This is a genomic window from Streptomyces sp. AA1529 (assembly GCF_000280905.1).
Classification (GTDB): Bacteria; Actinomycetota; Actinomycetes; order Streptomycetales; family Streptomycetaceae; genus Streptomyces.
Map to the genome: position 1 here is coordinate 101,834 of NZ_ALAP01000023.1, position 25,367 is coordinate 127,200.

Sequence of the window (25,367 nt, forward strand, 5' to 3'; positions counted from 1 at the left end):
GGCCCGCCATGACCACCACGACCGATCCCACCGACGCCCCGCCCGCCGCGCAGGGAGCCGCCCGGTCGGCGGCTTCCCTGCTGCTGGAGAACGTACGCGGCCACATGCGGCAGTACGGCATGCTCACGGCGCTCGTCCTGATCATCGTGCTGTTCCAGATATGGACGGACGGCACGCTGCTGCTGCCGAACAACGTCTCCAACCTGATCCAGCAGAACGGCTACATCCTCATCCTGGCCATGGGCATGATGATCGTCATCATCGCCGGCCACATCGACCTCTCCGTCGGCTCGCTGGTGGCCTTCGTCGGCGCCATGGCCGCGGTGATGATGGTCGAGCACGGCATGCCGTGGGTCCCGGCGCTGATCCTGTCGCTGCTGATCGGTGCCGTCGCCGGAGCATGGCAGGGCTTCTTCATCGCCTATGTCGGCATCCCGTCCTTCATCGTGACGCTCGCCGGGATGCTGCTCTTCCGCGGACTGACCCAGATCGTGCTGGGCGGCCAGTCCCTCTCGCCCTTCCCCACCGGCTTCCAGAACCTCGCCAAGGGCTTCATCCCGGAGATGGGCCCCTACACGCAGTACCACAACCCCACGCTGGTGATCGGGCTGGTCGCCATCGTCCTCCTGCTGCTGCGCGAGCGGCGCGACCGCAGGCGGCAGCTGCGGTACGAACTGGAGGTGCTGCCCACCACGCTGTGGGTCGCCAAGTGCGTGGCCCTGGTCGCCGCCGTGCTCGCCTTCACGCTGACGCTCGCCAGCTTCCACGGGGTGCCCGTGGTGATGCTGGTGATGTGCGCGCTGCTGATCGGGCTCGGCTACGTGATGCGCAACGCCGTCGTCGGCCGGCACGTCTACGCGCTCGGCGGCAACAAGGCCGCCGCCAAGCTCTCGGGCGTCAAGGACCAGCGCGTCACCTTCCTCGTCTTCGTCAACATGGGCGTCCTCGCCGCGCTGGCCGGGTGCGTCTATGCCGCCCGCCTCAACTCCGGCACCCCGCAGGCCGGCCTCAACTTCGAACTGGAGGCCATCGCCGCGTCCTTCATCGGCGGCGCCTCGATGAGCGGCGGCGTCGGCACCGTGGTGGGAGCGGTCATCGGCGGACTCGTCCTCGGCGTGCTCAACAACGGCATGTCCCTGGTCGGGATCGGTACCGACTACCAGCAGGTCATCAAGGGGCTGGTGCTGTTGGCCGCGGTCGGATTCGACGTCTGGAACAAGCGCCGGGCCGGACGCTGAGAGCGACGCCGGGAGCGGACCGGACGCCCGGCACCGGCCCGGGCGTCCGGCCGGGGCGGTGCCGGCGGCTGCCGCCGTCGTGCGTCCGCGCGCGGCGACGGCAGGCCCCGGGCCCGGCGGCGGGGGCTCACCCGGTGGGGCTCACCCGGCGAAGGGCGGCCCGCACAGTCCCTGCCCCGCGTCGCGGAGGACCAGCAGCGCACCGGCCGGCCGGCGGGGTGCGGCGAGCCCGGCGCGGGCCGTGGTGATGTACAGATCGCGGAGCCCGGGACCGCCGAAGGCGCAGGCGGTGGGCCGCCGCACCGGCAGTTGCACCACCCGGTCCAGCACCCCCCGGGGCGTGTAGCGCCGCACCGCGCCCCCGTCCCACAGCGCCACCCACACGCACCCGTCCGCGTCCACGGTCAGTCCGTCCGGGTGGCCCGCGCCCGGCTCGACCTCCGCCAGCGGGCGCCGGCCGGCGGGCAGCCCGTCCTCCCGGACGTCGAAGACGTCGAGGCGCCGGGTGGGGCTGTCGATGTAGTACAGCCGCCGCCCGTCGGGACTCCAGCCGGTTCCGTTGGAGACGGTGACGCCGTCCAGCACGGTGCGGACCCGGCCGTCCGGCGCGAACCGCTCCAGGGTGCCGCCGCCCGGCGCCTCGTCGTAGCGCATCGTGCCCGCCCACAGCGCACCGTCGGGTGCGACGGCCGCGTCGTTGCCCCGGCGGCCGGGCACCGCCTGGTGACGCAGCCAGCGGAAGCGGCCGTCCGCGTCGTACAGCCCGATCCCGTCCCGCAGGTTGACGACCAGCCCGCCGCCCGCGCGCGGCTTGGCCGCACCCACGTGCTGCTCGGTGGCCAGCACCGTGCGCCTGCCGGTCGCGGGGTCGAAGGTGTGCACCCGGGAGGCGAGGATGTCCACCCAGATCAGCCGCCCGGCGGCCGCGTCCCAGGTCGGCCCCTCGCCGAGCACGGCGGCCGCGGGCACGGCGGTCTCGGCTCGCATCCCGGTCACCGCCTCGGGTGTCCCAGCCGCTCCGACAGCCGCCCGGCGCCGCGCCGGGCCAGCTCCGCGAGCTCGTCCCGCCGCTCCCGGTTCCAGCGGATCAGCGGCACCGAGACCGACAGCGCCGCCACCACCCGGCCCGAGCGGTCGCGGACGGGCGCGGCCACGCAGCTCACATCGGGGTTCGACTCGCTCTCCTCGACGGCGAACCCGCGCTCGGCGACCTGCTCCAGTTCCTTCCACAGCGCCGCCACGTCGGTGACGCTGCGAGGTGTCATGGCACGCAGCCCGGCCCCGTCGGGCAGCCGCGCGGCGAGCTCCTCGGCGGGCAGCGAGGCGAGCAGCATCTTGCCGACGGCGGTGCAGTGCGCGGGCAGCCGGCGGCCCGCGGCCGAGACCATGCGCACGGCCTGGGTGGAGTCCACCTTCGCGACGTAGATGACGTCGGTGTCCTCCAGGATCGCGACATGCACCGTCTCCTGGCAGCTCTCGGCCACCGAGCGGGCCACCTGCTGCCCCTCGGCCGCGAGGTCGAGCTGTTCGGCGTACCGGCTGCCGAGCTGGTAGGCGCGCACCCCCAGCCGGTAGTGGCCCGCCCGGCCGGGCACCGGCACCAGGTAGGAGCGGGCCGTCAGGGTGCCGACCAGCTCGTGCACGGTGGTGCGGGGCAGGCCCAGCCCGCGCACGATGTCGGGTGCCGAGAGCGGGCCGTCCCGCTCCAGGAACAGCTCCAGAATGTCCAGCGCCCTGGTCACCGCGGGCACGAGCCGTCCCATGGCCCCTCCTGTTCGAAATATCGACGAATGATCGTCTCTCCGAACATCTTATCGGGCGCGGGTGAGGTGTACGAGGGGTTGTGCCGGTCCACTCGGGAGCCATGAGCTACGCCAACCCTGACCCCGATCCGGACACCACCACCGGTCTGGAGCCCGGCGGCGAGGTGCCGCCGGGCGAGACACCGCCGGCGGAGGGCAGCACATCGGAGTCCGGTCCCTTCGAGAAGCACAACCCCGCCACCGGCTGGAGCGTCGTGCCGGTCGTGCTCATCACCCTCGTCGTCGTCGCCGTGCTGCTGTTCTTCGTGGGCTACCTGGTCGAGTTGCAGTAACCCTCCGCTCGCCCCGCCGGCCGCGCCCGCACCCCGAGCCGACCCGGTGGCCACCGTGCGTCGACCGGTGCCCACCCCGCGCATTCGGGTGTGACCTGCGAAGATGCCGTGCGGCGTGGTGTGTGTCACGGTGAAATCGGGCCGCTGGGAACACGGCGGCACCGGCACAGATCCCGCCCGGGAGCGGACTGGGGGTCGCTTCCCGCCTGCCTTGCGCGGCACCCATGTGCGACGTGGGAGTGAGCAGTCCATGAAGACCACGCAGATCCGCACCACCGAGGACGACAGCGTCGCCGCTGCCCCGGACGAGGGCGCGAGCAACCCCTTCCGGGCCGCCGACGCCGCGTCCCGGGCCGCTCCGGACGGGACCGCTCCGGACGAGGCCGACCCGTCCGCCCCGTCCCGCACCACCCGTCGTACCCATCACGACGCGCCCGACACCGCGGCCGACTTCGCCGCGCTGGCGGAACTGCCGGAGGACTGCCCCGAGCGCCGCCGGCTCCAGGACTGCGTGGTCACGGCGTGGCTGCCGATGGCACACCGGTTGGCCCGCAAGTTCCGCAACCGCGGCGAGTCGCTGGAGGATCTCGAGCAGGTCGCCGCGCTCGCGCTGGTCAAGTCCGTCGAGCGCTACGACCCCGCCCGGGGCAACGCCTTCGAGACCTTCGCCATCCCCACCATCTACGGTGAGCTCAAGCGCCACTTCCGGGACAACATGTGGGAGATCCACGTCCCGCGCCGCGTCCAGGACCTGCGCAACCGCGTCCGCGCGAGCCTCCGGGAGCTGGAGCTGACCTCGTCCGGGCGATCGCCGACCGTCGCCGAACTGGCGGCCCACAGCGGCCTCTCCGAGGAGGACATCCTCACCGGGATGGAAGCCCTCCAGTGCTTCAACTCGCTCTCCCTGGACGCGCCTGTCGCCGCCGAGTCCGGCGGCGGAGGCGACGGCGGAGACGGGGCGATCTGCCTGATGGACACCCTCAGCTCGGACGAGGGCGGCTACGACCACGTCGTCGACCGCGAGGCGGTCCGCTCCTGTCTGTGCCGGCTCCCCGAGCGGGAGCAGCGCCTGCTGTATCTGCGCTTCTTCCGCGAGCTCACGCAGTCGCAGATCGCCCGCCGGCTGGGCGTCTCGCAGATGCACGTCTCCCGCCTGCTCGCGGCGGCCTGCCGCCGGGTGCGCGAGGAGATCGAGGAGCGCGAGGACGAGGACGGCAACGCCCACCCGCCGCGCGCCGCCGCCTGAGCCGTCCCGCGTCTTTGCCGGGCTTCCTCGCCCCGCGCCCGGCCGCCCGGTGGCCGGGCGCTGCCCGCGCCGGTGCTACCCAGCGCTCCGCAGGTGCTCGACAGCGGTGCGGGCCGCGGCACCGATGACCGCGTCCGCGCGGGGCAGCCGGCGGTCGGCGCGGGCCGCCTGGGTGAAGACGACAGCCGTGTATCCGCGCCCGTCGGCGAGTTCGACCACTCCGGCCTCGTGCCGCATCGCGCCGAACGTCCCCGTCTTGCCGTACACCGCCACCTCGTCGTAGGGGAATCCCGCCGCGAGCCGGTGCTGCCAGGGCTGGAGTCCCAGCGTGGCGCGCATGAAGGCGCAACTGCCGGGGGAGGCGGCCTCGTCCAGCCAGACGGCGCGCAGCAGTACGGCCAGTTCCGCAGGGGTGGTCGCGGCCGCCCACGCGGGGTCGTAGACGCCCGGCGGCACCGCCCGGTCGTTGTCGGCGATCCTGGAGAGAGCCGCCTCCACCGACTCCGCGCCGGTCTCCGCGAGCAGCCGCGCCAGCGACCCGGCGGCACCGCCGTCCAACCGGGTGCGGTGCAGGCCGAGTGCCGCGCAGGTCTCCTCGACCGCCGCGGTGCCGACCTGCCGCAGCACGGCGTCGGCCGCCGCGTTGTCCGAGATGCTCATCATCATGACGACCAGGTCGCGCAGCGACATCGACACCTCGTCCCGCAGCAGCGAGAGACCGGTCGGCCCGGGAAGCCGGTCCCCGGCGGGCAGTGTGAGGCGCTGCCGCGGGTCGAGAGCGCCCGCGTCCACCTGCCGGCAGTAGGCCACCATGAGCGGCAGCTTGTAGACCGACCCCATCAGCGCGAGGCCGTCCGCGTCGACCGTCACCCGGGCCGCGGGACGGTGCAGTTCGGCCACGTGGAGCCAGCCGCGCACCCCGGCGTCGTCGAACATCCCGCGCAGCGTGCGCTCCACGCCCTTGCCCGGGGCCGCGCTCATCGTGTGCCCTCGCCGACCGTCGTGCCGGTGGCCAGCGCCGCCACCAGCACGTCGGCCGCTTCGTCCGCGCCGGCCGCGGCCAGCCGCCGGGCGTCCCACACCACGCGCAGCCGCAGCGGCAGCGCCGGCGCGGTGGTCCGCTGCCGCACGACACCGTCGGCCCGCAGCCCGGAGTCCGCGGTGACCAGCACGGCCTGCCCGGCGGCCGCCAGGGCGAGTCCGGCACGCTCGTCCGAGACGACCACCGTCTCCACCCGTCGTCCCCGCCCCGCGAGGGTGTCCAGGAACAGGTCGTGGGCGGCGGGCGCCTCGGCCCGCGGACGCACGGCGTAGGGCAACCGGCCGGCGGCCGCCGCGCCGTCGGTGCCGCCGGGGGCCAGCAGCCAGGTCGGCAGCAGCGCCACCGGCCCCGCGGCCAGCCCGTGCAGCACGGCGGGATGGCGCACCACGGCCAGATCCAGCCGTCCGGCGGAGACGTCCGCCAGCAGGGCTGCCGTCGGCGCGGTCAGTACCGAGACCCGGCCGCCGGCCCCGGCCCGGCCCGGGGCCGCGGCGAGCGCGGCGCCCAGCGGAGGCGGCAGTTCGGGCGGCAGTCCGAGCCGGAGGCGCTGCCCGTCCGCGTGCTCCCGCGCTCCGGTCTCCCGCAGTTCGGCCAGCGCGGTGAGCGCGCGGCGCGCGTGCGGGAGCAGCAGCGCGCCCTCCGGCGTCAGGGACACCGCGCGCCCCCGGTCGAACAGCCGCACTCCCAGCAGCGCCTCCAGTCGCCGCAGTGCCTGCGAAAGCGGCGGCTGGGTGATGCCCACGCGCTGCGCGGCATCGCCGAAGTGCTCCTCCTCGGCGAGCGCGACGAAGATCTCCAGATGCCGCTCCGTCAGCATGCGCCCCCCATGGCCTGCGGTGATATGCCGAATGAATCGCTTTCCGGTCGAGAGTGTATTCGACACCAGGTGTCCCCTGGGTTTGACTCCCTGCTCCCGAGCCCGGTCCGGCCACCGGCGCGGGAAGCCCGCACGACCCCAGACCGAGGAGCCACCCATGTCCGATCAGCAGCCCGCAGCCGTCCCCCGGCGCCCGAGCCGCCGCGGCGTGCTGCGCACCGGCATCGCCGCCGGAGCCGTCGGCGGCACGGGGATCGCCGCCGCCTCCGCGGCCGACGCCTTCTCCGGCGACCGGGCGACCGCCGCCCGCCCCGCGGCCCGCCGCAGCCGCCCGGGGAACAGCGGGGTACGGCTGCGCTGGCTGGGCATCGCGGGCTGGGAGATGACCTTCGACGGACACCGCGTGGTGATCGACCCCTACCTCACCCGCCAGGGCTTCACCGGTGCCGACGGCAAGCCCGACATGACCCGGAAGCTGGAGGTGGACCACCGCATCATCGACCGGGTGCTGCGCGAACACCTCACCGGCGCCCCCGAGTTCCTGCTGCTCACCCATGGCCACTGGGACCACCTCGCCGACGTCCCCTACCTGCTCGAACACCCGGCCTGGCGGGAAGCGGAGATCACCGTCCTCGGCTCGGAGACCCATCTGCACCTGCTCACCGCCATGGGAGTCCCGGGCAAGGGGCGCAAGCACCGGCCCGCGGTGGTCTCCGGCGGCGAGGTGCTGCGCCACCCCCTGATGCCACCCGGCAAGCAATCCCGCCCCGACTACACCGTCGAGGTGGTGCGCAGCCTGCACAGCCAGGTCGGCGGCTACGGCTTCGACCCCTACGGCACCCTGACCGCGCCCCCGGCCCGGCCCCGGACCCTGAACGACCTGGTGGAAGGCGGCACGCTCGGCTACCAGGTGACCGTCGGCGACCGGCTGAGCGTCATGTTCCTGAGCGGCACGGCCAACTTCGCGGCCCGCGAGGTCTCCGGCGCCCGGCCCGACGTCCTGGTCCTCGGCGCCAGCGGGCACGCCGCCGTGCACGACTACTTCGAGCGCGCCGTCGAAACGCTGGGCAGGCCCCGCGTCATCGTCCCCAGCCACCACGACGACCTGGTCACGCCACTGGACGACCCCGCGGTGCACGGGACGGCCGACCGGGCCGCGGTCGACCGGCTCCGCAAGGCCGCGGGTTCCCACAGCCGCGTGGTGTCCCCCCGCCACCTGGAGCAGTTCGAACTCTGACGCCGCGCCCACCGGGCCCCGGTGCCGCGCGGTGCGCGGGGGCCCGGCGGGCCCGGTACGGGCCGCCCGCGGCGCCGCCTCGCCCTCCTGGCGGCGGCCGTCGCCGCCGTGCCGCTGGCGGCGGGGGCGTTCGCGCTGCTGCGGACCGGCGAGGACCCGGCCGCTGCCGACGGCGGTCCCCCCTCGGCGCGGGTCTCCGGGGCCGTCCCCGCGGACTCGGACGTGCCCCGCGCGCTGCGTCCCGTCCTCACCAGGGCGGCGCTCCAGTGCTCCGAGGACGAGGTCACCCCCGCCTTCCTCGCGGCCATGCTGAAGGCGGAGAGCGGTTTCGACGCGGACGCCAGGCGGCCGGGGACCGACGAGTACGGGATCGCCATGTGGACGCCGTCGGTCTTCAAGGGGTGGGCCAGGGACGGTGACCACGACGGGGACAAGAGCTACATGTCACCGCCCGACGCCATCTCGGCGATGTCCGACTACGTGTGCTGGCTGGATCGGCAGTACAAGAAGAACGGCATGCAGCGGGAACTGCCCGCGCTGATGGCGGCCGGCTACCGCACCAGCTCCCGCACCGTCGTCGAGGCCGGCGGTGTCCCGGCGCGGGTGCGCCCGCATGTGGAGCGCGTCCAGCGGTATCTGGCCGAGTACACCCGCTGACGGCCCGGCCGCTCGTCCGCCGCCGGGTCCCGGCGGCTACGGCGACGCGCTCCGGGGCCGGCGCCGGTGTGTCTCGCCCGTCATCTCCTCCAGTTCGAGGCGCTTGGTCTCCGGCAGCTTCGTGCGGACGAAGACGAAGGACAGCAGCGCGAAGCCGGCGAACGCGCCGTAGAGCCAGGTGAGCCCCACCTTGCGGGTCATGGGCTCGAAGGAGAAGGTGACCAGGAAGTTGAAGATCCAGTTGGCGGCGGTACCGATGGCCAGGGCCATCGCCCGCATCCGGTTGGGGAACATCTCCGCCAGCATCACCCACATGATCGGGCCCCAGGAGAGGGCGAAGAACACCACGAAGGCGTTGGCGCCGACCAGCGCCAGCGGCCCGTACGGGGACGGGAGGGACACGTCGTTCCCGCTGCCCCGCTGATACGAGAAGGCGAAGGCGGTCAGCGCCAGGGCGCAGCACATCCCGACGGACCCGATGCTCAGCAGTCTGCGCCGCCCGGCCCGGTCGATGAACAGCATGGCCACGACCGTCATCAGCACATTGATGCCCGCCGTGATCACCGAGGTGGTGAAGGAGTCCGACTCGCTGAAGCCGACCGATTTCCACAGCGTGGTCGAGTAGTAGAAGATCGCGTTGATGCCGACCAGCTGCTGGAAGGCGGCCATGATGATGCCCGCCCAGACCAGCGAATGCAGTCCGAACCGCGGGCCGCGGATGTCCGCGAAGCTGCTGCGGTGCTGTTTGCGCAGGGTGGCGCGGATCTCGGTGATCTTGGCGCGCGGGTCGCGTTCGCCGCTGACGCGGGCCAGCACCGAGGCCGCCCGGTCGTCCCGGCCGGTGAGCACCAGATAGCGCGGTGACTCGGGGATCAGCAGCGCCAGCACGCCGTAGACGGTGGCCGGGAGGACTCCGACCAGGAACATCCAGCGCCAGGCGGGCAGCCCCCACCACAGGTCGTTCGCGGCGCCTCCGGCGGCCCCGGCCAGGCCCTTGTTGGAACTGAGCACCACCAGCTGGCCGATCGTGATGGCCAGTTGCTGGAGCGAGCCGAGCGCGCCGCGCCCCGAGGCGGGTGCCACCTCGGAGATGTAGGCGGGCGCGATCACCGAGGCGATCCCGATGCCCAGCCCGCCGATCACCCGCCACAGCAGCAGGTCGGGTACCGAGAAGGCGAATGCCGAGCCCGCGGAGCTGATGACGAACAGGCCCGAGCCGAGCAGCATCACCCTCCGCCGCCCCCATCCGTCGGCGAGCCGTCCGGCGTACCAGGCGCCGACCGCGCAGCCCAGCAAGGCGATGGAGACGACGAATCCGGACAGGAAGGCGCCCAGCCGGAAGTGGCCGGAGAGGGCGTCGACGGCGCCGTTGATGACGGAGGAGTCGAAGCCGAAGAGAAAGCCGCCGACCGCGGCGGCGACGGAGATCCCCACCGCCTTGCCGTGGTGCCCCGAGGACGCTTCGGCCGCTGCGCCGTCAGCCGTCTCAGCCATCTCGGTCTCCCATCCGTTTCGTCATGACAAGTCTGCCTTGTTCGGTAATGCCGCCGGAGCTTCAGCAATTCTCCGCGCGGCGTCTTTGTGGGATTGGCCTCCGCCAACCGTGTTACACGGTCGCGTACTTGATCGACCATCACATGAAAGGCAGAGGTGATTGCAGATGAACGGGTCCTCGAGAACCACGCGCGGCGCGGTGCTCGGCTCGGCCGGGCTGCTCGTCGGCGTGGCGCTGCTCAGTGGCTGCGGGAGCAGTGACGAGGGCGGCTCCAAGGACTCGGACAAGACCGGGTCCTCCGACTCCGCCGAGGCGCAGTCCCCGGCCGAGGTGGTGCAGGCCACCAACAAGAAGACCACCGGGGCCGAAACCGCGAAGATCGCCATGACGGTGACCACCTCCGGAGGGCAGGCCAAGGGGAAGAAGGTCGCCGGCGACGGCGTCATCGATCTGCAGGACGGCACCAGCAAGCTGACGCTAAATCAGGGACCGGACAGGATCGAGCAGCGGGTCGTCGATCAGGTGCTCTACCAGAAGCTGCCGAAGAAGGCGGCGGAGCAGCTTCCGGACGGCAAGACCTGGATGAAGGTGGACCTCGGGGAACTGCGGACCCAGGGTGGCGGGAACAAGGGGCTCAACGACCCGGCGGGCTCGTTCGCGTACACGAAGTCCCTCTCCGAGAAGGACGTCGAGAAGCTCGGCACGGAGAAGGTCGGCAGCACCGAGACCACGCACTACCGGGTGCATCTCGACCTCGCCGAGATGACGAAGGGCGACGCGGCCGAGCAGCAGAAGCTGCGCGAGCAGCTCGGCGACGATGTGCCGATGGAGCTGTGGATCGACGGCAAGGGGATGACCCGCCGCCAGGAGATCGAACTGCGGGTGCAGCCCTCCGGCGCCGAGGGCGGCGAGAAACAGAAGGTCAAGACGGTCGTCGAGCTCTCCGACTTCGGAACCGAGGTCGAGGTGCAGCCGCCGCCTTCCGGGAAGACCGCGGACATGACCGACCAGGTGGCGAAGGGGGCGAAGCAGTCCTCCTGACCGGACCGTGCACCGGAGCGGGCCGGACCCGGGAGGCGGGGAGGGGCGGTACGCGCTAGCCCGCCGCTTCGGTCAGGGCCGCCAGTACCGGACTGATCAGCGGATGGTCCTCCGCGCCCCGGCGTACGGCGGCGAACACCCGCCGGGTGGGCGCGCTGCCGTCCACCGGATGCACCGCGACCCCGCCCGCCGGGGTGCCCAGCAGTGCCGACCGCGGCACCAGGGCCACCCCGGCCCCGGCGGAGGCGAGTGCCACGACGGCGCTGAAGTCGTCGGAGTAGTGCTCCATGGCGGGCTCGAAGCCCGCGTTCTCGCAGGCGAGCACGACCACGTCGTGGCACGGGTTGCCGGGGAACGGACCGATCCAGGTGTCCTTGGCCAGTTCGCCCAGCGGCACCCGGTCGGCGCCGGCCAGCCGGTGCCCCCGTGGCACGACGGCGTCGAAGGGTTCCGCGTACAGCGGCACCCGGGTCAGCCGGGGGTCGTCCGCGCTCGGCGCCCCCCGGTACTCGACGGCCACCGCCACGTCCGTCTCCCGGTCCAGCACCATCGGCAGGCTGGCGTCCCCTTCCGCGTCCTGGACCCGCACCCGGATGCCCGGCGCCGTGCGGGCCAGCCGGGCCAGTGCGGGCGCCACGACCAGCCCGATACCGGTGGCGAAGGAGGCCAGGTCCACCCGGCCCGCCGCGCCCGACCCGTAGGCGGCCAGCTCCGCCTCGGCGCGCTCCAGCTGCGCCAGCACCCGGTGCGTGTGCGAGAGCAGGATCTCCCCGGCGGGGGTGAGCCGCACCCCTTTGGTGCCGCGCTCGACCAGCCGGTGGCCGGTCTCCTGCTCCAGCGCGCTGAGCTGCTGGGACACCGCGGAGGGGGTCAGATAGAGCGCGGCGGCAGCGGCGGTCACCGTGCGGTGGTCGGCCACCGCACGGAGGATGTGCAGCCGCCGCGCTTCGATCACGTGAGTGATTGTCCCCCAGCCGCCCCGGAGAGTTCTGCCCGGGATGCGGCAAACGCGGCAACCGCCCGCTCGACGTCCTCGGTGGAGTGCGCCGCCGACAGCTGTACCCGGATCCGGGCCTGCCCCTGGGGCACCACCGGATAGGAGAAGCCGATGACGTACACGCCGCGCTCCAGCAGCAGCTCCGCCATCCGGGCCGCCTCGGCCGCGTCACCGATCATGACGGGCACGATGGCGTGCGAGCCCGGGAGGATCTCGAAGCCCTGCTCGGTCATCCCGCGGCGGAACAGCTCGGTGTTGGCGTCCAGCTTCTCCCGCAGGTCACCGGCGGACTCCAGCAGGTCGAGGACCTTCAGCGAGGTCGCCGCGATCACCGGGGCCAGGCTGTTGGAGAACAGGTAGGGGCGCGAACGCTGGCGCAGCAGCGCGACGATCTCCGCGCGAGCTGCCACATAGCCGCCCGAAGCGCCTCCCAGCGCCTTGCCGAGAGTGCCGGTGATGAGGTCCACCCGGTCCATGACGCCGTGCAGCTCGGGTGTGCCGCGCCCCCCGGCGCCGACGAACCCGACCGCGTGCGAGTCGTCGACCATCACCATCGCGTCATAGCGCTCGGCCAGGTCGCAGATCTCCGGCAGCGGCGCCAGATAGCCGTCCATCGAGAAGACGCCGTCGGTGACGATCAGCCGCCGCCGCGCGTCCTGCGCCTGCTTGAGCTGCTGCTCCAGATCCGCCATGTCCCGGTTGGCGTAGCGGAAGCGCCGGGCCTTGGAGAGCCGGATGCCGTCGATGATGGAGGCGTGGTTGAGGGCGTCGGAGATGACGGCGTCCTCCGCGCCGAGCAGCGTCTCGAACACGCCGCCGTTCGCGTCGAAGCAGGACGAGTAGAGGACGGTGTCCTCCTGGCCCAGGAAGGCCGAGAGCCGCGCCTCCAGCTCCTTGTGCACCTCCTGGGTGCCGCAGATGAAGCGGACCGAGGCCATTCCGTAGCCCCAGCGGTCCAGCGCCGTGTGCGCGGCGGCGATCACCTCGGGATGGTCGGCCAGGCCCAGGTAGTTGTTCGCGCAGAAGTTGAGGACCGCCTCCCCTTCCCGCTCCGGGGCTCCGCCGCCGGTGACCCGGACATCGGCCGACTGGGGCGTGCCGATGACCCGCTCCGGCTTGTGCAGTCCGGCGGCGGTGATCTCTTCCAGGGTGGCGCGCAACTGGTCGCGTACGGAGTCGAACATTCCAGCTTCTCCAAGGGTCGGCGATGGGACGGTGCCGGGGGCGGTTGCGCCGCGGCGCCCGGCACCGGAGACGGGACGGGGACGAGGGCCGTGCGGCCCGGGAGGCGAGACGGACGGGGCAGGCGTGCGGACCGACCGGCGGGAGCGGCGGCTCAGGCCGTCCAGTCGAGGATGACCTTGCCGCCGCGCCCCCGGGCCGCGTCGTCGAAGGCGGCCTCGTGATCGCGGTAGCCGTACCGGCCGGTGATCACCGGAGCGAGATCGAGGCCGCCCTCCAGCAGCACCGACATCGCGTACCAGGTCTCGAACATCTCCCGGCCGTAGATGCCCTTCAGCGTGATCATGGAGGTGACGATCCGGGCCCAGTCCACCGCGAACTCCTCGGCGGGCAGCCCGAGCATCGCGATCTTCCCGCCGTGGGTCATGTTGGCCAGCATGTCGCGGAGCGCCACCGGGTTGCCCGACATCTCCAGGCCCACGTCGAAGCCCTCGCGCAGTCCCAGAGTCCGCTGGCCGTCGGCGATGCTCGCGGCGGAGACGTTCAGCGCCAGCGAGGCACCCACGGTGCGGGCCAGCTCCAGACGCTCCTCGCTGACGTCGGTGACCACGACGTTCCGCGCCCCCGCGTGCCGGGCGACGGCCACCGCCATCAGACCGATCGGCCCCGCGCCCGTGATCAGCACGTCCTCGCCGACCAGCGGGAAGGAGAGCGCGGTGTGCACCGCGTTGCCGAACGGGTCGAAGATCGCCGCGATGTCCGGGTCCACCGGCGTGCGGTGCACCCACACATTCTCCGCGGGCAGCGCCACATACTGCGCGAAGGCGCCGTCGCGGCCCACCCCCAGGCCGACCGTGGCCCGGCACAGGTGCCGCCGGCCGGCCAGACAGTTGCGGCAGGTGCCGCAGACCAGATGGCCCTCTCCGCTCACCCGGTCGCCGGGCTTGATGCCGGTCACGTCCCGGCCGGTCTCCACGACCTCGCCGGTGAACTCGTGCCCCACCACCAGCGGCGCCGACACCGTCTGCCGGGCCCAGCCGTCCCAGGCGCGGATGTGCAGATCGGTGCCGCAGATCCCGGTGCGCTCCACCTGGATCAGCACCTCGCCGGGCCCGGTCTCCGGCTCCGGCACGTCGGCCAGCCACAGTCCCGGTTCGGCCTTCTCCTTGACCAGCGCCTTCACGCCACGGCTCCTGTCGTCTCGCGCCACGGCAGGGCGAAGCGGGGCCGGCCGGCCCTGTGCCCTGGAGTGGGGGTGGAAAGCGGCGCCGCTGCGCACGCACCGCCGGGACGAATGTGCCGTACGGCGGCCCCCGGGTCCATCGAGGATTTCTTAACCGCACCCGCAGCTCGCCTTCACACCCCGTTCCGGCGGCCCCGTCCCGCTCTCGGCCGGTCCGCCCGGCGGAGCCCGGGGGCCGCCCGGCGGGGCCCGTGCGCGGTCGCGCGGCCCGGGCGCCCGCGCTATACGTGGCTCATGGCCGACAACCCCGCGCGCCGCCCGCCGCGCCCCCGGTGACATGCGCCTCGTCCCGCCCCTGGCCCCGATGACGGCCCGTACGGTGTCGGCGGTGCCCCGCGCCGGGGGCCTCGCCTACGAGGCCAAGTGGGACGGCTACCGGGTGCTGCTCTTCGCCCGCGCCGAGACCCCCCGCCTCCAGTCCCGCCGCGGCAACGACCTCGGCCCCGGATTCCCGGACATCCTGCGGGCCGCCGCCGCCCTCGGCGAGGAAGCGGTCCTGGACGGGGAACTGGTGGTGATCGAGGACGGCGCCGTGAACTTCGCCGTGCTCCAGTCCCGGGCCCGGCGCACCGGACCGCGCGCCGAGGCCGCGGCCTCGGCGCACCCGGCCCACTTCATCGCCTTCGACCTGCTGCAGCTCGGCGAGGAGGTGACCATGGGCCGCCCCTACCGGGAGCGCCGCGCCCTGCTGGAGGAGATCTTCACCCGCCGCGACCTGCAGCCGCCCTGGGCGCTGTGCCCGATGACCACCGACCCGGACCGGGCCCGCGAGTGGCTCGACCCGGCCTGGGGCGCGGTCGGCGTCGAGGGCATGGTCGTCAAGGGACTCGGGCAGCCCTACCGCCCGGGCGAGCGCGGCTGGCGCAAGCTGCGGGCACGCGCCACCACCGAGGCCGTGATCGGCGCGGTCACCGGCCCCGGGACCGCGCCGGACATGCTGCTGCTGGGCCGCTACGGCCCGGACGGAGTGCTGCGGATGGTCGCGCAGAGCACCCCGGTCACCGCCGCGCTGCGCCGGGAGATCGGCCCGCTGCTCGCTCCGGCGGACCCCGGCCACCCCTGGGAGGACGCGCGGTTCCGGTCCGGCTGGGGCAACCGGGACATCCTCGCGCACCGCTGCGTCGCCCCCGAACTGGTCGTCGAGTTCGAGGCGGACGTCGCCTTCGACGAGGGCCGCTGGCGCCACCCGGTACGGGTCCGGCGGCTGCTCCGCGACACCGCGCCCGGAGAGGTTCCGCGCTTCCCCTCCGGACCCGCCGACTGAACCGTGCGGAGCACCGCCCGGAGAACGGGAGCCGGCGCTGCCCGCGGCGGGCGGGCGGCCCATGGCGGCCCCCGCGTGCCCTGTCCGGCTCAACACCGCGCGCACGGCGTGCCGGTCCGGTGCAGCGTGGGAGTCAGCGACCGCTGCCAGGCCGTCCTCGCGAGTCCGACCCGGCGCCCTGGCCTCGGCCGCCGAAGTACTCCCGGCCCCCGGCCGGGTGGTGCCCCGGTCCGCGCACGTGCCGCGGGCGGCGATCCGCCGCCCGCGGCGGTGAACAGCCGGACCTGCGGTCCCGGGGCACCACCGGCCGGGAGCAGGGCAGGGAAGACCGTCCCCCGACGACCGCCCGCGCCCCGAGGCGCCGGATCCGGTTCGGCCGAACAGAAGGAGTCCCCATGCACCGCATTCCCCGCCTGCCCCGCACCGCGGCCACTCTCGCAGCGCTCACCGTGACCGCCCTGGTCCCGCTGTGCGGAGTGGCCCAGGCGGCCCCGGCCGACGACCGCGGAACCACCGCGGCCGCCCCGGCCTCCGGCGCCGACCGCCAGGACTCCCGCGGGCAGGAAGGGCCCCGGCTGGTCAAGCTCGGCGACCGCGAGGGCCTCCTGGGGCTCGGACTGCTCGGCCTCCTCTGACGCCCGCTCCTCCCGTACCGAACCGCTCGACCCCGCGGGGGCCGAGCGGTTCGGTCGTGCCGGGACGGTGCCGCCGGCGCACCGTCAGGCCGGGTCCGCGGGCCCTCCGTCGGCGCGGGGGAGCGCGCGCCTGCGGCGGTCCTGCGCGGCCCGAGGACGCCGCCCGCCTGCTGTCCGCACTCGGCCGCTCTCCGCCGCCCTTCCCTGCCACCGCTCTCCGCGGCCGGTCCGCGCCCCGGAGGTCCGGCCCGCAGGCGAACGGCGGGCCCCTGTCACCCGCGGGAGGGAAGCAGCCGCACCGGTCCGCCGGCCGGCTCGTTTCCAGGACGGAGTGCCGAGAGCCGAGACCGGGAGTCACGATGCGCGCAAGGATGCTGTCCGCCGTCCCGACCCGGGTGCTCACGGTCTCCGTACTGCTGGGCGCCCTCGTCGCGCCGGGTACCGCCGCGGCCGCCGCTTCCGCGCGGCCCGCCGTCGGCGGCTCGGCGGTCCGGCTGCTGCCGGCCGGGGCGCCGGCGGCCGACTCCCCCGCCTCCGTCCGCGCGGCCCGCCCCACCGTCCCGGCGGTGCGCGAGGCTCCGGCAGACCCCGCGGTCCGGGCCGAGGCCGACCGGCTGATGAAGCTCACCCACCGGCAGTTCGCGGCGGTGCGCCACGCGCCCCCGTTCAACTGGACCACCGACGGCTGCTCCGTGCCGACCGGCCTGCTCCCCTACAGCGAGGTCTTCCGCCCCGCCTGCGTCCAGCACGACTTCGGCTACCGCAACTACGGCGGCAACCACGAACTGAAGCTGGACCCCACCCGCGCCACGAAGAACTGGATCGACAGCCGGTTCCGCACCGAGATGCGGCGGATCTGCGACGACCGGTACCCGGCCGCGGGGCGCCACCGCAACTGCCGCCGCGCGGCCGACGCCTACTACGCCGGAGTGCGGATCGGCGGCGACAAAGCCTTCTTCTAGCAGCCGGACGGGGCGTGGCGGCCGCAGCCGCCGCGCGACCGCCGGTCCGCACACCGCCACCGGGCTCCTCGATGCGCCTCGGTGGCGGTGTCCGGTGACTTCTGCCGTCCCGCCACCGCCCGGTCCGGATACCGCCACCGGACGCATCCGCCGCCGCTGCCCGGGTGATCCCGCCCCGCGGCGGAGCGCGGCGCGGCGCGGTCGCACGGGCGTCGTGGCGGTGACGTGCTCGACTGAGGCGACGGCACCGGTCGCGCGCCCGGGGCGCCGCGGTGCCGCGACCCGCGTCCCGCCGGTCGCCCGGCCGGCCTCCGGGCCTGCCGACGAACAGCCAGGGAGGACCCCGTGACCCGGCCTCACCCCCGCGCGCACCACGGTGCCGCGCCGCAGCCCGCGGCCGTCGCCCTCCGTCTCCCGGGCGTCCTGTGACGATCGCGGCCGCACGGGGGCACGCCGACCACGTGGTCGTGGTCGGTGCCGGGCTGGCCGGGCTGTCCGCGGCGCTCCATCTGCTCGGTGCGGGGCGCCGGGTGACCGTCGTGGAGAGCGAGCTGGGGCCGGGTGGCCGGGCCGGCCGGGTGGAGCGGTCCGGCTACCGGTTCGACACCGGGCCCACCGTGCTGACCATGCCCGAACTGGTCGAGGAGGCGTTCGCCGCGGTCGGCGACTCGCTCCGCGACCGGCTCGACCTGATGCCGCTGCACCCCGCCTACCGGGCGCGGTTCGCCGACGGCAGCGGGCTGGACGTGCACAGCGACGCCGAGGCGATGGAGGCCGAGGTCGAGCGCTTCGCCGGGGCCGGGGCCGCGGACGGCTACCGGCGGCTGCGGGCCTGGCTGGGGGAGCTCTACCGGCTGCAGATGCGGCGGTTCATCGACGTCAACTTCGACTCGCCCCGCCAGCTCCTGCACCCGGACCTGGTCCGGCTGGCCGCCCTGGGCGGGTTCGGCAGGCTGGACGCGCGGATCGCGCGGTACCTGCCGGACGAACGGCTGCGCCGGGTCTTCTCCTTCCAGTCCCTGTACGCGGGGGTGCCGCCCGAGCGGGCACTGGCCGCGTACGCCGTGATCGCCTACATGGACACGGTGGCGGGGGTCTGGTTCCCGCGCGGCGGTATGCACGCGCTGCCCGGCGCCATGGCGGCCGCGGCCCGCGACGCGGGAGCCGAGCTGCGCTACGGGCAGCCGGTCACCCGGCTGGAGCGCTCCGGTGAACGCGTCACCGCCGTCGTCACCGCGACCGAGCGCATCCCCTGCGACGCCGTCGTCCTCACCCCGGACCTGCCGCTGTCCTACGCGCTGCTCGGCCACCGGCCGCGCCGCGCGCTGCGGCTGCGGCACGCGCCGTCCGCGGTCGTCCTGCACGTGGGCACCGACCGCACCTGGCCCGGGCTGGGGCACCACACGCTCTCCTTCGGCAGCGCGTGGCGGCGCACCTTCCGCGAACTCACCCGGGACGGCAGCCTGATGACCGACCCCTCGCTGCTGATCACCCGGCCCACCGCCACGGACCCGGAGCTGGCGCCGCCCGGTCGCCATGTGCACTACGTGCTGGCGCCCTGCCCCAACACCGACATCGGCCCCGACGCCCGCCAGTGGCGCGACCTGGCCCCGCGGTACCGCGACGCGCTGCTGGGCCACCTGGAGCGGCGCGGACTGACCGGCATCGCCGCCGCGGTGCAGGAGGAGGTGCTGGTCACGCCCGCCGACTGGAGCGCGCGCGGGCTCGCCGCCGGTACACCGTTCTCGGCCGCCCACACGGCGGCCCAGACCGGACCCTTCCGGCCCCGCAACCTCGTGCGCGGCACCCGCAACGCCGTGCTGGCCGGCTGCGGCACCACCCCCGGAGTCGGCGTACCGACCGTGCTGCTGTCCGGAAAGCTCGCCGCCGCCCGCCTCACCGGCCCCGCGCCCCGCCCGGCACGCAGCCCCCGCCCGGCCCCGGCCCTCCCGCGACGGACCCCCGCGAAGGACACCCGCGCATGACGGAACGCGAACTCGACGCAGCGGGCATCAACGACCCCGGCCTGCGGGAGGCGTACCGGCTCTCCCGCCGGCTCAACGCCCGGCACGGGAAGACCTACTTCCTCGCCACCCGGCTGCTGCCCCCGGAACGGCGCCCCGCGGTGCACGCGCTCTACGGCTTCGCCCGCTGGGCCGACGACATCGTGGACGACCAGGGCAGCGCCGCCACCCCCGCCGAACGCGCCGCGGTGCTCGACGCCCTGGAGACCCGCCTGGTCGGCGCGCTGCGAACGGGCGAGAGCAGCCAGCCCGTCGTCCGCGCCCTCGCACACACCGCCGCCACCTACCGCATCAGCCCCGGCCACTTCACCGACTTCATGGCCTCCATGCGCAGCGACCTGGTGGTCACGGGCTATCCGACCTACGCCGACCTGCGCCACTACATGCACGGCTCCGCCGCCGTCATCGGACTGCAGATGCTCCCGGTGCTCGGCACCGTCGTGCCCCCGGCGGAGGCGGCACCGCACGCGGCGGCGCTGGGCGTCGCCTTCCAGCTGACCAACTTCGTGCGCGACGTCGGCGAGGACCTCGACCGCGGCCGCGTCTACCTGCCGCAGGACCTGCTGGCGGCGCACGGCGTCGACCGCGAACTGCTGCGCTGGAGCAGAGCCACCGGGCAGCGCGACCCCCGCATCACCGCGGCACTGCGCGCCGCCCTCGACCTCACCCGCCAGGTCTACCGCGAGGCCCGGCCCGGACTCGCCATGCTCGACCCCCGCGCGCGGCCCTGCATCCGCACCGCCTTCGTGCTCTACAGCGCCATCCTGGAGGCCGTCGTCGACAGCGGATTCGACGTGCTGCACCGCCGCGCCGTCGTCCCGCGCCGCCACCGGGCGGCCCTGGCGCTCGACGGGCTGGCCCGGAGCTCCGCCGCCCGTCTGCGTACGCCCCGGCCCCGACAGAGGGAGTTGTCATGACCGAGGGTGCGCCCCCACGCGGCCGCCTCCCCCTCGCCCTGCGCCGCCGCGCCGTCCCCTGGGAACGGCAGCGGCCCACCTGGCGCGCAGCCCGTCCCGGCCTCATCGAGGACGCGCTGCGGCGCGCCCAGAAGCGGCCCTCCGGCAACTGGTACGTGCTCGGCGCGGCCCGGGACCTGACCCGGGGACGCCCGCTGGGCCGCACCGTCGCCGGGGTCGAGGTCGTGGCCTGGTACGACGCGCAGGGGCGGATCCGTGCGGGCGCGGGCGCCTGCCCGCATCTGGGCGCGCCGCTCAAGGACAGCCGGGTGCGGTGCGGACGGCTGGTCTGCCACTGGCACGGAATGGCCTTCGACGGCGGGCCGACGGCGGGCTGGACGCCCTACCCGGCCTACGACGACGGGGTGCTGGCGTGGGTCCGGCTCGACGACGCCGGCGGTGAGGAGCCCACCGAGCGGCCCGTGGTGCCGACCCGGCCGCGTCCCGCCCGTTCGGTGGACGCCGTCTACACCGCCGTCGGCCGCTGCGCCCCCGACGATGTCGTCGCCAACCGCCTCGATCCGTGGCACGGCGCCTGGTACCACCCCTACTCCTTCGTGGACCTGACGGTGGTGAGCGCCCCGGAGGCGGTCGCGGACGAGGCGGCGACGCACGGCGGGGCGGCGGACGGCTTCGTGGTCGACGTCTCCTTCAAGGTCGCCGGCCGGGTCGTGGTGCCGGTACGCGCCGTCTTCACCGCACCCGAACCGCGCACCGTCGTCATGCACCTCACCGAGGGGGAGGGGCGCGGCTCCGTGGTGGAGACCCATGCGACCCCGCTGGACGCCGACTCCGCGGGCGAGCCCCGCACCCTGGTGACCGAGGCGATCGTGGCGCACTCGCCGCGGCCCGGATTCGCGCTCGCGCGGGCCGGGGCGCCGCTGCTCCGCGCGCTGCTGCGGGCCGGTGCCGACCGGCTGTGGCGGGACGACCTCGCCTACGCCGAGCGCCGCTGGCAGCTGCGCAGCACCCGGCACTTCCCCGGCTGACCGTCCCGCCTCAGCCCAGCCGGGCCAGCGACCGCAACAGCGCCGACCTGCCCCGGTCCGGCACCGTCCGCAGCGGGTGCCCCCGCACCCCCCAGCGGGCCAGCAGCACATTCGCGGCGAGGAGTCCGCTGGTGGCCGCACGCTCCATGAGGGCGACCGGCAGCCCGGTGCGCACCAGGTCCCCGGCCACCACCAGGCGGGGGTCGGGCGTGCGCACCGTGGGCCGGTCGCGGTGGCCGCCGACCGGGAAGAGCGGGCAGTCGGCACGCCATTCGTGGCAGGCGTCCAGGACCCGGGCCGCGGCCGTCTCCGGGTAGACCCGGGCCAGTTCGCCGCGCAGCCGCTCCTGCACCTGCTCCCGCGTCCGCGGCTGCCGCGCGGCCGCGGGGTCCACGGCGTAGGCGTGCAGTTCGACGACCGAGCCGCCGGAGCGGGCCGCCCAGCGCGCCGCCTCCGTCTCCCAGCGCTCCAGCACGCTCACGTTGTCCAGCGGTCCGTAGCCGCTCGTCCCCAGGAACCCGGGCCGCCGCCGGGACACCGGACGGTCCAGCCACAGCCGGGAGACCAGGAACGGCGGTGCGGTGCGCAGCCGCGCCACCCGCTCCCGCCAGGCCGCGTCCGCCAGCTGCGGGGAGGCGTCGGCCACACCGCGCAGGCCGGCGGTGTCCAGTGCCAGTACGACTGCCGCGCAGTGCTCTTCACCGGCGGCCGTGGACACGATCCGCGCCCCGCCCGCCGGCCGGATCCCGAGCACGGGCTCCCCGGTGCGCAGCCGGACCCCGAGCTTCTCCAGGTAGTCGCCCAGCGGCTCCCACAGCGCCCGCGGATACGGCTCGGCGGGGACGTCGAAGAGCAGCCCCTCGCTCGAACCGAGGAAGTAGATGTGGAACATCAGCGCCATCTCGGCGGCCGACAGCTCGCCGGGGTCGGCGAAGAAGCTCCGCGAGAACACCTCGAACGCCAGGTCGCGTGCCGCCTCGGGGAACCGGATCGCGGTCAGCAGCTCCTGCGCCGCGGTGCCGTCCCACCGTTCGTACACCTCCGGGACCCGCACGTCCAGCAGCGGCAGCGCGGCCCGCGGCGCCATGCCCGCCAGGTCCCGCAGCCCGAAGGTGGGGCTGAGCGCGGCGAACCCCAGGGCGCTGAACGGAGGGGTGCGGGGCACGTGCGCGAAGCTGTCGCGCGCGCCGCCGCTGTGCTGCAGCGGGTAGTCGGGCAGTCCGCGCAGCCCGGCCAGCAGCGGGTCGATACGCCGCAGCAGAGCCCGCAGGTTGTAGTACTGGCGGAAGAAGGCGTGGAAGCCGCGGCTCATCGTCGCGCAGGAGCCGTCCCGCAGCCGTACCGGCCATCCGGCCAGCCGCCCGCCCAGCTGCGGTTCGCGCTCGTAGACCGTGACCCGCACGCCCCGTTCGGCGAGCCCGGTGGCGGCGGCGAGTCCGGCGATCCCGCCGCCGACCACCGCGACCCGCGGAGCGGGACCGCCCGGCCCGGCCCGGTCGAACGCGGGCCGTCCCGGCGCGGGTCGCAGCACCCGTGTCCTGCGGTCGCGCCCGTGCCGTGCCGCGCTCACCGTGCGGCTCCGCCGCGGGGTCCGGCCGGGACCGGTCCGGCCGCGGCCGGGCGGGTGAGCGCGGTGCCGGTCGACGCCTCCGGTGCCGGCCGCGTCCGCCCGCGGTCGGCGGCCCGCCGCGCTCCTCGCCGGGCCGGCCGCCCGGCCGTGTCGTACGCGGTGGACTGCGCCTCGGCGCACGGCAGTGTCATGAGGTACCTCGCAGGGGTGGCCTTCGCGGCGGGAGGGGTGCGACCGGCGGCAGGCCGGGGGCCGGAGAGGCGGTGCGGGGCAGCCGGGGCAGTTCCGCCGCGGTACGCAGCATCGGCCCCACCGGAGTGCGGAGTCCGACGGCGAGAGCCTGGGCGGGGCCGCTCTCGCCGTCCAGGAAGCGGAGCAGAGCGGCCGCCGGGAGCTGCCGGAACAGCCCCGTGAAGAAGGCGGCGCCGTCCACCCGGCCGCGCTCCAGCGCCCGCAGCAGCACTGCGTCCATCGCCAGCGCGCGGCGCGGGTAGGCGCGCGGCGGCAGCGGGGTGCGGCCCGCTCGCAGCGCCGCGGCGATCCGCCGGGTCTGGCGCTGCACCGCCGCGAAGGTGTAGCCGGTCGCGGGCCTGGTCGCGCCGCCCGCGGTGCCGATCCGGAACACCGAGGCGCCCGCGCGCCGCGCGAACCGGCCGTCGGTCATGGGGATGACGCCCTGCTCGGCGCCGGTCACCTCGAAGTCCCCCAGCCGCAGCACCCGGTCGGCGTAGTGGCGCAGCGCCCGGTCGTACCCGGCGCCGTCCAGCACGGCGGGGGAGAACTCGGTGTACTCCACCAGTGCCCGGTGCGGGCCGAGTGGCAGGACGTAGCCGAAGGAGAGGCCGCGGGCCGGCTGCGGGGTGCGGAAGTCCATCAGTTCGGCCGCCGCCGGGTCGAAGACCGGGCGGCGGGTGTGGACCAGCCAGCCGCGGAAGTGCTGCAGCAGCGTCGTCCGGGCGGGCGGCAGCCGCCGCGGGGGCCGGGAGTCGAAGGCCCAGCGTGCCCGGACGGTGAGCGTGCCGCCGTCCGCCGCGACTCCGCGCACCTCGGCACCGCCGGGTACGTCCAGCACGCCGTGCACCAGCGCCTCCGCCCGGCGCATCCCGGCCGCGGAGTCCAGCCTGCCGCGTACGAACTCCTCGAAGGAGCCCGAGCGCAGCATCTTGTAGCACAGCGGCGCGGTGCCGCCCGCCACCACCTCGCCGTCCGGGCCGCGCACCCGCAGCCGGTCCCAGCGGGCCGCCAGCGCCGCGTCGTACTCGCCCACCGGCCCTTCCCAGTAGCACCAGGTGCGTTCGGGGGGCCGGACGGGTCCGGGGGGCGCGTCCAGGAGGACGACGCGCGGGCCGCCCTCCGCTGCCGGCCGGCCGGCCAGCCGCCAGGCCAGCGACAGCCCCGCGGCGCCCGCCCCGACGATGGCGACATCCGTCTCGTACTCCACCAGGTTCCGTCGTCCGTCCGCTTCCGGCTCGTTCGGTCGCGCTCAGTCTGCGGGTCCGGCGGTGCCGGGCCGGGTCGCCGCGACGGCGGAGCCGGGAGGTCACCACCCGGATGCAGTCCCGGGCACGCTCCGGTGGCCGGTCCGGGACGGGGTGGCGTCCGCCTCCCGGGGCGCGTCCGCCTCTCGGGGCGCGGCCGCCTTCCGCGCCGCGGCGCCGGGGGAGGGGCGCATCCCGGGGCGGTGCGCTGTCACTCCCTCGTCCGCTGCTGGAGCTCGCCGGTCTGCGACGCCTCGTCGACGGTGTGCTGGAGTATGTCGCAGGAGTGCTGGGCCTCCTCCATCAGCCGGCTCGCCTCCGCGAGGAGGATGCCGTAGGGGCGGGACGGGTCGTCGGTCGGCAGTTCGGCCTCCCGGACGTTCTCGACCAGCGCTGTCCGCTTCTCCTGCGCCGCCTCCGCCGCGCGGCACAGTCCCTCCGCCTGCCGGGGGAGGTGCTGCTCGTCGATCTCGCTGAACAGCCTGGTGATCCGGGAGAGCGACTCCAGCAGCCCCGCGTAGTCCGTCAGGAACCCGCGGCGGTCCGCGCCGTTCTCGTCCTCCGGCCACTGGTGCAGGGCCCGGGTCAGCGATGTGAGCTGGTGGGTGACGCGCTCCAGCGCGTCGACCAGCTCCTGATAGCCGGAGAAGTCGTGGTGGGTGCGGTGTCCGGGCAGCAGTTGCCGGGGGTTGTAGTACTTACTCTCCACGGCGGTGTTCAGCGCCGAGCGCGCCTGCGTCACCAGCGGCCCCAGGGTCGTTGCGCGCTGCCGCCAGTGCGCGGTGCGCTCGTCGTCCAGGTCGCCCTCGCGCAGCGCCGGGGCGATGTCGCTTATCAGGTCGCACAGCGAGTGGGCCAGGACGCGGATGCCGTACTCGGCGCTCCGGTAGCGCATCGGCGGCACGACGGTGACGTTGATCAGCACGCCGATCCCGCAGCCGATGCCGACGAGCATCAGGATCTGGCCCAGTTCCTCGATGCGTTCGAGGTTTCCGGAGGCGGCGGCGTAGGTGGAGAAGGCGAAGAACGCGGCCGTCGCCACCTGGGAGCCCTGGGAACCCAGCCGCCGCCACCGGCCGATGGCCATCGCGATGAGCGCGACCAGCACGAAGGTCAGCAGGTCGGGTCCGGCCAGATAGCCCAGCGCCGCCTGCACCATCACTCCGGCCGAGACCGCCGCGACGTACCGCAGCGCCTGC

At 74.7% G+C, this 25,367-nt stretch carries 23 protein-coding genes; 12 read left to right on the plus strand and 11 right to left on the minus strand.

Translation table 11 applies throughout. The annotated features are described in order from the left end of the window. Positions 1-8 precede the first annotated feature (8 nt). Complete coding sequence (gene mmsB / locus A949_RS0107610; protein ID WP_019355408.1) at positions 9-1,238, plus strand: multiple monosaccharide ABC transporter permease; 1,230 nt, start codon at positions 9-11, stop codon at positions 1,236-1,238. 141 nt (positions 1,239-1,379) lie between these two features. Here the strand turns inward: mmsB and A949_RS0107615 are convergent, their stop codons facing one another. Next, positions 1,380-2,225, minus strand: a complete 846-nt coding sequence (locus tag A949_RS0107615; protein WP_037705998.1) for an SMP-30/gluconolactonase/LRE family protein — start codon at positions 2,223-2,225, stop codon at positions 1,380-1,382. A gap of 5 nt (positions 2,226-2,230) precedes the next feature. Further along, complete coding sequence (locus tag A949_RS0107620) at positions 2,231-3,001, minus strand: IclR family transcriptional regulator (protein ID WP_019355410.1); 771 nt, start codon at positions 2,999-3,001, stop codon at positions 2,231-2,233. Between the two features lie 101 nt (positions 3,002-3,102). Between A949_RS0107620 and A949_RS0107625 the strand changes: the two genes are divergently transcribed. Together A949_RS0107625 and A949_RS32800 are read left to right on the plus strand one after the other, a co-directional pair. Beyond that, positions 3,103-3,333: a DUF6480 family protein gene (locus A949_RS0107625; RefSeq protein WP_019355411.1), complete on the plus strand. Its 231-nt coding sequence runs from the start codon at positions 3,103-3,105 to the stop codon at positions 3,331-3,333. A gap of 250 nt (positions 3,334-3,583) precedes the next feature. Beyond that, on the plus strand, positions 3,584-4,579 hold the full coding sequence (locus A949_RS32800; RefSeq protein ID WP_019355412.1) for a SigB/SigF/SigG family RNA polymerase sigma factor: 996 nt from the start codon (positions 3,584-3,586) through the stop codon (positions 4,577-4,579). A 75-nt stretch (positions 4,580-4,654) separates the two neighbouring features. Here the strand turns inward: A949_RS32800 and A949_RS0107635 are convergent, their stop codons facing one another. Together A949_RS0107635 and A949_RS0107640 are read right to left on the minus strand one after the other, a co-directional pair. Beyond that, positions 4,655-5,560, minus strand: coding sequence for a serine hydrolase (locus tag A949_RS0107635; RefSeq protein ID WP_019355413.1), 906 nt, complete (start codon positions 5,558-5,560; stop codon positions 4,655-4,657). Then, a complete protein-coding gene (locus A949_RS0107640) occupies positions 5,557-6,438 on the minus strand; it encodes a LysR family transcriptional regulator (RefSeq protein WP_019355414.1) in 882 nt (293 codons plus the stop codon). The genes A949_RS0107635 and A949_RS0107640 overlap by 4 nt, the downstream gene beginning before the upstream one ends. A gap of 157 nt (positions 6,439-6,595) precedes the next feature. Here A949_RS0107640 and A949_RS32805 point away from each other — a divergent pair, with 157 nt between their 5' ends. Both A949_RS32805 and A949_RS0107650 read left to right on the plus strand, forming a co-directional pair. Continuing rightward, on the plus strand, positions 6,596-7,675 hold the full coding sequence (locus tag A949_RS32805; protein WP_019355415.1) for an MBL fold metallo-hydrolase: 1,080 nt from the start codon (positions 6,596-6,598) through the stop codon (positions 7,673-7,675). 21 nt (positions 7,676-7,696) lie between these two features. After that, positions 7,697-8,332, plus strand: coding sequence for a transglycosylase SLT domain-containing protein (locus A949_RS0107650; RefSeq protein WP_019355416.1), 636 nt, complete (start codon positions 7,697-7,699; stop codon positions 8,330-8,332). 36 nt (positions 8,333-8,368) lie between these two features. On the opposite strand, the gene A949_RS0107655 is transcribed toward A949_RS0107650, so the two are convergent. Beyond that, entirely contained in the window at positions 8,369-9,826 is a 1,458-nt protein-coding gene (locus A949_RS0107655; RefSeq protein ID WP_019355417.1) for a sugar porter family MFS transporter, read from the minus strand. Between the two features lie 166 nt (positions 9,827-9,992). On the opposite strand from A949_RS0107655, the gene A949_RS0107660 reads away from it, so the two are divergent. Continuing rightward, positions 9,993-10,868 (plus strand): hypothetical protein, encoded by an 876-nt coding sequence (locus tag A949_RS0107660; RefSeq protein WP_019355418.1) that lies wholly within the window; start codon positions 9,993-9,995, stop codon positions 10,866-10,868. Between the two features lie 55 nt (positions 10,869-10,923). Here A949_RS0107660 and A949_RS0107665 read toward each other — a convergent pair whose 3' ends face one another. The 3 genes from A949_RS0107665 to tdh all read right to left on the minus strand — a co-directional run bounded on the left by A949_RS0107665 (position 10,924) and on the right by tdh (position 14,230). Continuing rightward, complete coding sequence (locus A949_RS0107665) at positions 10,924-11,823, minus strand: LysR family transcriptional regulator (RefSeq protein WP_019355419.1); 900 nt, start codon at positions 11,821-11,823, stop codon at positions 10,924-10,926. Next, on the minus strand, positions 11,820-13,049 hold the full coding sequence (locus A949_RS0107670) for a glycine C-acetyltransferase (protein WP_019355420.1): 1,230 nt from the start codon (positions 13,047-13,049) through the stop codon (positions 11,820-11,822). Before A949_RS0107670 ends, A949_RS0107665 begins: the two co-directional genes overlap by 4 nt. 152 nt (positions 13,050-13,201) lie before the next feature. Then, positions 13,202-14,230 carry an L-threonine 3-dehydrogenase gene (gene tdh, locus A949_RS0107675; RefSeq protein WP_019355421.1) on the minus strand — a complete coding sequence of 343 codons (1,029 nt, stop codon included), beginning with the start codon at positions 14,228-14,230 and terminating at the stop codon, positions 13,202-13,204. A 364-nt stretch (positions 14,231-14,594) separates the two neighbouring features. On the opposite strand from tdh, the gene A949_RS0107680 reads away from it, so the two are divergent. From A949_RS0107680 to A949_RS0107705, 6 genes are all read left to right on the plus strand, one after another. Further along, positions 14,595-15,554 (plus strand): ATP-dependent DNA ligase, encoded by a 960-nt coding sequence (locus tag A949_RS0107680; protein WP_272944192.1) that lies wholly within the window; start codon positions 14,595-14,597, stop codon positions 15,552-15,554. A 395-nt stretch (positions 15,555-15,949) separates the two neighbouring features. Continuing rightward, positions 15,950-16,189 carry a hypothetical protein gene (locus tag A949_RS0107685; RefSeq protein ID WP_019355423.1) on the plus strand — a complete coding sequence of 80 codons (240 nt, stop codon included), beginning with the start codon at positions 15,950-15,952 and terminating at the stop codon, positions 16,187-16,189. Between the two features lie 359 nt (positions 16,190-16,548). Next, a complete protein-coding gene (locus A949_RS0107690; protein ID WP_237735766.1) occupies positions 16,549-17,151 on the plus strand; it encodes a phospholipase A2 in 603 nt (200 codons plus the stop codon). Between the two features lie 425 nt (positions 17,152-17,576). Then, positions 17,577-19,136: a phytoene desaturase gene (locus A949_RS0107695; RefSeq protein ID WP_019355425.1), complete on the plus strand. Its 1,560-nt coding sequence runs from the start codon at positions 17,577-17,579 to the stop codon at positions 19,134-19,136. Beyond that, the gene (locus A949_RS0107700; protein WP_019355426.1) at positions 19,133-20,092 is read left to right on the plus strand and encodes a phytoene/squalene synthase family protein; all 960 of its coding nucleotides are present in this window, start codon (positions 19,133-19,135) and stop codon (positions 20,090-20,092) included. The genes A949_RS0107695 and A949_RS0107700 overlap by 4 nt, the downstream gene beginning before the upstream one ends. Then, complete coding sequence (locus tag A949_RS0107705; RefSeq protein ID WP_019355427.1) at positions 20,089-21,120, plus strand: DUF5914 domain-containing protein; 1,032 nt, start codon at positions 20,089-20,091, stop codon at positions 21,118-21,120. Before A949_RS0107700 ends, A949_RS0107705 begins: the two co-directional genes overlap by 4 nt. Before the next feature lie 10 nt (positions 21,121-21,130). Here the strand turns inward: A949_RS0107705 and A949_RS0107710 are convergent, their stop codons facing one another. The 3 genes from A949_RS0107710 to A949_RS32810 form a co-directional block, all read right to left on the minus strand. Continuing rightward, positions 21,131-22,690 carry an FAD-dependent oxidoreductase gene (locus A949_RS0107710; protein WP_019355428.1) on the minus strand — a complete coding sequence of 520 codons (1,560 nt, stop codon included), beginning with the start codon at positions 22,688-22,690 and terminating at the stop codon, positions 21,131-21,133. Between the two features lie 187 nt (positions 22,691-22,877). Further along, positions 22,878-24,131 carry a lycopene cyclase family protein gene (locus tag A949_RS0107720; RefSeq protein WP_019355430.1) on the minus strand — a complete coding sequence of 418 codons (1,254 nt, stop codon included), beginning with the start codon at positions 24,129-24,131 and terminating at the stop codon, positions 22,878-22,880. Between the two features lie 248 nt (positions 24,132-24,379). Further along, the coding region (locus A949_RS32810) for a hypothetical protein (protein WP_019355431.1) at positions 24,380-25,367 on the minus strand (988 nt) is incomplete at its 5' end.

Coding starts and splice junctions, on each gene's coding strand:
- mmsB (WP_019355408.1), top strand. CDS start 9: ATGACCACCACGACCGATCCCACCGACGCCCCGCCCGCCGCGCAGGGA.
- A949_RS0107615 (WP_037705998.1), bottom strand. CDS start 2,225: ATGCGAGCCGAGACCGCCGTGCCCGCGGCCGCCGTGCTCGGCGAGGGG.
- A949_RS0107620 (WP_019355410.1), bottom strand. CDS start 3,001: ATGGGACGGCTCGTGCCCGCGGTGACCAGGGCGCTGGACATTCTGGAG.
- A949_RS0107625 (WP_019355411.1), top strand. CDS start 3,103: ATGAGCTACGCCAACCCTGACCCCGATCCGGACACCACCACCGGTCTG.
- A949_RS32800 (WP_019355412.1), top strand. CDS start 3,584: ATGAAGACCACGCAGATCCGCACCACCGAGGACGACAGCGTCGCCGCT.
- A949_RS0107635 (WP_019355413.1), bottom strand. CDS start 5,560: ATGAGCGCGGCCCCGGGCAAGGGCGTGGAGCGCACGCTGCGCGGGATG.
- A949_RS0107640 (WP_019355414.1), bottom strand. CDS start 6,438: ATGCTGACGGAGCGGCATCTGGAGATCTTCGTCGCGCTCGCCGAGGAG.
- A949_RS32805 (WP_019355415.1), top strand. CDS start 6,596: ATGTCCGATCAGCAGCCCGCAGCCGTCCCCCGGCGCCCGAGCCGCCGC.
- A949_RS0107655 (WP_019355417.1), bottom strand. CDS start 9,826: ATGGCTGAGACGGCTGACGGCGCAGCGGCCGAAGCGTCCTCGGGGCAC.
- A949_RS0107660 (WP_019355418.1), top strand. CDS start 9,993: ATGAACGGGTCCTCGAGAACCACGCGCGGCGCGGTGCTCGGCTCGGCC.
- A949_RS0107670 (WP_019355420.1), bottom strand. CDS start 13,049: ATGTTCGACTCCGTACGCGACCAGTTGCGCGCCACCCTGGAAGAGATC.
- A949_RS0107680 (WP_272944192.1), top strand. CDS start 14,595: ATGACGGCCCGTACGGTGTCGGCGGTGCCCCGCGCCGGGGGCCTCGCC.
- A949_RS0107685 (WP_019355423.1), top strand. CDS start 15,950: ATGCACCGCATTCCCCGCCTGCCCCGCACCGCGGCCACTCTCGCAGCG.
- A949_RS0107690 (WP_237735766.1), top strand. CDS start 16,549: ATGCGCGCAAGGATGCTGTCCGCCGTCCCGACCCGGGTGCTCACGGTC.
- A949_RS0107700 (WP_019355426.1), top strand. CDS start 19,133: ATGACGGAACGCGAACTCGACGCAGCGGGCATCAACGACCCCGGCCTG.
- A949_RS0107705 (WP_019355427.1), top strand. CDS start 20,089: ATGACCGAGGGTGCGCCCCCACGCGGCCGCCTCCCCCTCGCCCTGCGC.